Annotated in this window: 8 protein-coding genes; 3 read left to right on the top strand and 5 right to left on the bottom strand. The window is 42.7% G+C overall.

The features are described 5' to 3' along the window. From A3761_RS27950 to ccrA, 3 genes are all read left to right on the top strand, one after another. Positions 1-205 (top strand): hypothetical protein (locus tag A3761_RS27950; RefSeq protein ID WP_197473129.1); only part of this gene is annotated, 205 nt, incomplete at its 5' end. Continuing rightward, a complete protein-coding gene (locus A3761_RS19630; RefSeq protein ID WP_156491968.1) occupies positions 186-1250 on the top strand; it encodes a GTP-binding protein in 1065 nt (354 codons plus the stop codon). The genes A3761_RS27950 and A3761_RS19630, both read left to right, overlap by 20 nt. A gap of 115 nt (positions 1251-1365) precedes the next feature. Beyond that, positions 1366-2610, top strand: a complete 1245-nt coding sequence (gene ccrA, locus A3761_RS19635) for a crotonyl-CoA carboxylase/reductase (RefSeq protein WP_068740234.1) — start codon at positions 1366-1368, stop codon at positions 2608-2610. 449 nt (positions 2611-3059) lie between these two features. Here ccrA and A3761_RS19640 read toward each other — a convergent pair whose 3' ends face one another. From A3761_RS19640 to A3761_RS19660, 5 genes are all read right to left on the bottom strand, one after another. Continuing rightward, a complete protein-coding gene (locus tag A3761_RS19640) occupies positions 3060-3563 on the bottom strand; it encodes a tyrosine-type recombinase/integrase (protein ID WP_231875451.1) in 504 nt (167 codons plus the stop codon). Positions 3564-3669: 106 nt separating this feature from the next. Further along, a complete protein-coding gene (locus A3761_RS19645; protein ID WP_068553931.1) occupies positions 3670-4179 on the bottom strand; it encodes a hypothetical protein in 510 nt (169 codons plus the stop codon). Next, entirely contained in the window at positions 4176-4712 is a 537-nt protein-coding gene (locus A3761_RS19650; protein WP_068553933.1) for a hypothetical protein, read from the bottom strand. Before A3761_RS19650 ends, A3761_RS19645 begins: the two co-directional genes overlap by 4 nt. A 21-nt stretch (positions 4713-4733) precedes the next feature. Then, on the bottom strand, positions 4734-4943 hold the full coding sequence (locus A3761_RS19655) for a hypothetical protein (protein WP_068553936.1): 210 nt from the start codon (positions 4941-4943) through the stop codon (positions 4734-4736). Then, entirely contained in the window at positions 4936-5565 is a 630-nt protein-coding gene (locus A3761_RS19660; protein WP_068750730.1) for a hypothetical protein, read from the bottom strand. Before A3761_RS19660 ends, A3761_RS19655 begins: the two co-directional genes overlap by 8 nt. Between the last annotated feature and the right edge of the window lie 12 nt (positions 5566-5577).

The following is a 5577-nucleotide window of genomic DNA, read 5'->3' on the forward strand; positions in this document are numbered from 1 at the left end:
AATTATCGATCAGCTATTCGATGAACTGGAAAGCAACAATGCTAAGGATGAAATTCCCGTCATACTTGGTGGAATTATTCCAACGCCTGACTTTGATTCTCTTCAAAACAAGGGTGTTAAGCGCATTTTCACGCCTAAGGATTTCGACCTAATGGCTGTGATGAACGAGATCATGGACGTCATTAATGCACAAAAAGCAAACTAAGGCCGGCCTTTCGCTCGATGATCTGACTGCAAAAATGGAGTCAGAACTACCAGAAAAAGTTGCGCAACAGATAGGGCAGGCAGCCAATCTAGAGAAATGGCCCATTGCCCAACTAATTTCGGTCTTTGAGCGTAATACCACACAAAACTTTGTTACCCGACACCAGATTGTTACTTATCTTGATAAGCAACAATCTGGCATCAATAAACAAGGTATGGTTTTGGGTATAACGGGAACGCCCGGTGCAGGCAAATCGAGCTTAATAGGTGAGTTATGTTTAACGCTACTAAAAGAGCGCTCAAACATGTCTATTGCGGTATTGGCGATAGACCCTTCAAGCCATGAGTCAGGAGGAGCCCTACTCGGCGATCGAACGCGTACAATTTTTCCAGTAAAAGACAAGCGTCTGTTCTTCCGCTCTCAAGCCTCACAACAAGACTTGGGAGGCATGAGTAAGCAGACTTTTCATGTGACGCGCTTACTACGAAAACTATTTGACCTCGTCATCATAGAAACGGTCGGAATCGGCCAAAGTGAAATCGAGGTACAGAAATTGAGTGATCATACCTGCTTGGTAATGCAGCCTCTGGCAGGCGATCAAGTTCAGTTTATGAAAGCCGGGATCATGGAAGTACCTGACACATTTATAATCAATAAATGTGATGAAGACAATTTAGCGAAAAAAAGCCTGCACTTACTAAAATCGAGTCTAAAATTAGCCAGTATTTATGTAGAAAATGCTGGCGATAAAAAGCAGGCTACGATTAAGGATATCTTTCTAACCAGCGCAATAAAGCGCAACGGTATTACTGAGCTGGCTGAGCACGTACTTGCACATAGAGACCAAACTATTAGTCAGCAAACCTTAGAAGAACAAGAAAACTACTTTTTACATAAATGGATTAAGCAAGCCTACGGTGAGTTTGGCGAAGGGGTATACGAACACTTCGCTCAAGATAAAGGCTTGCACAAAGGCAGTCTTGAAGAAAAAGAATTAAGATTTAAGGCAATTATTGCCCAATTTATTAAACAGATTCATGAGTAGTTTTTTGATATATATCAATAATTTGAATCAAATTTTCAACAATAATAACAACATAATCAAAAGAATTTAAAAACTAACAATAATTTAGCGACATTTAAATCATGAGGAAAACTAAATGACTAAAGAACTATATGACATCGGTGATGCACCACCATTAGGTGAAGTTCCTGCGAAAATGAATGCATGGCTAATTCGCCCAGAACGCTTTGGCAAACCAATGAAAGCGTTCCAAAAGGAAGTCATTGATACACCAGAGATCAAAGACGATGAAGTTCTTGTCTACGTGATGGCTGCTGGCGTTAACTACAACAATGTATGGGCTGGCCTAGGTGTACCTGTCGATGTAATCGGCGCTCGTAACAAGCAGGGTGAACCAGAAGAGTTCCATATCGGTGGTTCCGATGCATCAGGTATCGTTTATAAAATCGGTAAAGATGTTACTAACGTAAAAGTCGGTGACGAAGTTGTACTACATTGCGGTAGCTGGCAGAAAGGTTGTAAAGCAGAGCAGAAAGGTACTGACCCAATGTACGACCCAAGCTTCCGTATCTGGGGTTACGAAACTAACTTTGGTAGCTTTGCGCAGTTCACAAAAGTACAAGACCACCAATGTTTGCCAAAGCCTAAGCACTTAAACTGGGAAGAAGCGGCAACTTACATGCTAGTAGGCGCAACTGCTTACCGCATGCTTATGGCATGGGCACCAAACAACGTTAAGAAAGATGATGTTGTATTGATCTGGGGTGGTGCTGGCGGCCTAGGCTGTATGGCTATTCAGATAGCTGCTGCAATGGGCGCTAAGCCAATCGCTGTTGTTTCTGACGAGAGTAAGTTTGATTACTGTATGCAATTAGGTGCTGTTGGCTGCCTAAACCGTAAAGACTTCGACCACTGGGGCACGATGCCACACTGGAAAGATGAGTCCGCTTACGCGAAGTGGAGCAAAGGGGCTCGCGCCTTCGGTAAAGCTATCTGGGATATCCTTGGCGAGCGCCGTGGTGTTGATGTTGTCTTCGAACACCCAGGTGAAACTACCATTCCTACGTCTATCTTCGTTGCTGAAACAGGCGGTATGGTTGTGGTCTGTGCGGGTACTACCGGCTTCAACGCGACCTTAGACCTGCGTTATCACTGGATGCGTCAAAAGCGTCTGCAGGGCTCACACTTCGCAAATGACGATCAAGCAATCGGCGTAAATAACTTGGTAATTGAAGGTAAAGTAGACCCTTGCCTATCTAAAACATTTACCTATGAAGAGCTTCCTGACTCTCATCAGCTAATGTATGAGAACCAGCACCCTCATGGCAATATGTCAGTACTTGTTGGTGCAACTGACTTCGGTCAGGGCGCAGAGAAGTAGGTTCTATTAGCGACAACTCAAAAGGCGATCTTCGGATCGCCTTTTTTTGTGCCTGATTCACCACTCTCAATACATTTATTACTGATACCAATGATTGACCGCTAATTGGTACCTAAGTTTGTCCGCCTGAGATGTAAAGAAGATTTCTCGTGATTCTAAATTCCACAAAGTCGCCGTTCAACAGTCATATAAAGGAGCGGATTTTCCGGCCAAAATTTGTATTTAGTGGAAGCACAAAGCGATACTGTTACTCCCTGCGCAACAAACCCCCTTTATAAAATAACTCCTACAATGTTTTGAACTGACACCACGAAGCAGACCTTCAGAGATAACAAACCAGCATCAAATTTCAATCCTCTCTGATAATGCTAAGGCATCATCAAGCTCCACCCCTAAATATCGTACCGTACTTCCAAGACTCCTGTGCCCTAACAGCAGTTGAATGGACCTTAAGTCTTTATCTGGGCTACTTTGGTTCTTCTTAAGGAGTGCGTTCCGTAAAATCTTGTATCCAACCCAATAGCAGCAACCCACCTCTTTACTAAATTGTAGTATTGTCTAGTTGATATATGACTTCTATGAGAAAACCGGCTTGGGAAGAGGTAAGTAGCATGCTCTAAACGCAGCTTTTCAATCAATACCAAAATAGCTTCCCTCGTCTTCGATGTTATTTCGAATTTGACAGGTATTTTGGTCTTTTTCTGTATGATTTGAGTTCTAGACTTGCAGCTTTTTCCATTGTACACATCATATACGCGGAGCTTAACTAAATCACACCCTCGTAGTTTACTATCTATTGCGAGGTTAAAAAGCGCGAGATCTCTCACATTATTCTCCACCTCCAGCCTAATCCGAATAGCCCAAACCTGTTCAAGCTTAAGAGGGAGCTTTTGCCCTACAAGGACACCTTTATTCCACGGTCGAATTGCTAAAAGTGATGATGAGCAAGTCATTTTCACCTCCACGTCTCTTCAATATCTACTTTTTACTAAGACAATAGAGAAATCTGATAATTCAGCAAAATTTCAGCTGTGATGCGTTAGCTGAAGTTAACTCGAACTACTGATAGAAACTTCCAACAACAACTCCTAACAGTGGAAGAACCAGTACCAGGAAATAGAACTGAATCAATATTTTATTCGTATCCAAGACTGATGCCTCACCGCTGTCAGGCAATTTTGCCAACACTCCCCCTCTGATAGACCAAAAATACTCCTCTAAATCCCGTATCACGAACTGAAAAAGAAAAATTGATGCAGCGCAGGTCGCTAAAACAACCGTAGATACAACATTCCAACCCAAGAATGGAATACCAAATAAGTATATTGGAAAACACGGAAGCAATATTCTTTCTACTACTAAGAATGGCGCTGTCCTTCGGCTGCTCTTGTTGTACATATAACAAATACCGCACAGGTACCCTTGGGCTCTTGCGGATATTGCTAATGTTAAAAATGAGAACGCATAATTGCCAATTACGTTCTCACCTCCTAGGAAACCGGTAACTATGATTACGTGTGCAATGTAACCAATAACCATTAAGAGCAGATAGATAATTTTATTCTTCATGGAGCCGACCATGCCAAGAGAAGTCCCTCAAAAAATACTATAAGAGGAATCGTCTTTCTATTTGCTCCTAACTTCAATAAAGCATACCCCCCTGAGATTCCTAATGCAGTTACCAAGTTATTAGTGTTGAAATCCTGATAACTGTCAGCATGTCTCATAGAGTGTACCCAAAAACCGAAATTGACAGCTGCAAGTACCGCCAGTGCAATTGGCCCGAATGCCAATCCACCACTAAAGAAGATTGGAGCAATAGAGTAACCCATTAACGTAATTATACTCGATACAACTACATCGTCGAGAAAACCACCACTCGCCCCACCAGATATTTTATATGCCCCAACACCGTATTCAGGATCTATTATTTCATAGCCAGAGCCTTGCCATCCATTTACCGTAATAGGGTTTTCATGAACTGTGACTTCCAGTCCTTGCACTAGAGCTGCTTGTATCTCAGCCCTAGCCCCGTCATCAATCGTGATGAAGTTCAGCTGTGATGAGTTAGCAGAGGTCCAAATCTCTATGTAAGATAACAACTATTACCTGAATCAGACTTATTATTCAATTCTGGCCCTAACGGCCCTTACACTTATAACCGCTGCACTTAAGACCAACACAGAAACTGTCACCCAATACAAAATTGGGTCATCAGATACTCGTACAACCGTACTTGGCAGCCAAATATCTCCCACAACGAGAGCCCTGATCGCAATCAAAGCCAAACCCAGAGATCCAATAAGGTTCTTTACTTTATTCCTCTTAGTCACACGATTTACCTATTTCATGTTGTAGTAAGGCAGCCAAAGCTCCAAACAGCGCTCCAAAAAACGTCACTGCATTTGCACCTATTGTCGCTACAGCAAGCATCGGTAAAACAGATGTCATGAAAGACGTTACTACGAGAGTGATGGCGAGAATCTTTAAACCAGAACTAGCGATACTAGAGCATGAGTTGTTTAGTATCTTTGCCACTAAGGTAAAGCCACTAATCGCACCCAACACGGCTCCAGCCTCATTACTTAGAATACCAAGGAGATAACTCACGTAGGCCCATGTTTCTTCAAGTGCGAATTGAACTGCGAAGAGAGCTGCATTGATTTCTACTGGCAGCGTAACGCCACCGCCACTAGCTCCACCAGATATCTTAAAAGCACCTACACCGTATTCTGTATCAATGATCGAGTAACCTGATCCTTGCCATCCATTTGCCGTAATCGGGCTGTCATGAACCGTGACTTCTAACCCTTGAAGCAAGGCAGATTGAATCTCAGCTCTCGCCCCCTCATCAATCGTTATGAAGTTCAGCTGTGATGCGTTAGCGGAAGTTCTATCAACCCCAGATATTCCTCTAATCAAAGGGCGATATTGAATAAATACCTTTTCTATCAAGATCTGAAATTA

The sequence above is a fragment of the Oleiphilus sp. HI0123 genome, assembly GCF_001635315.1.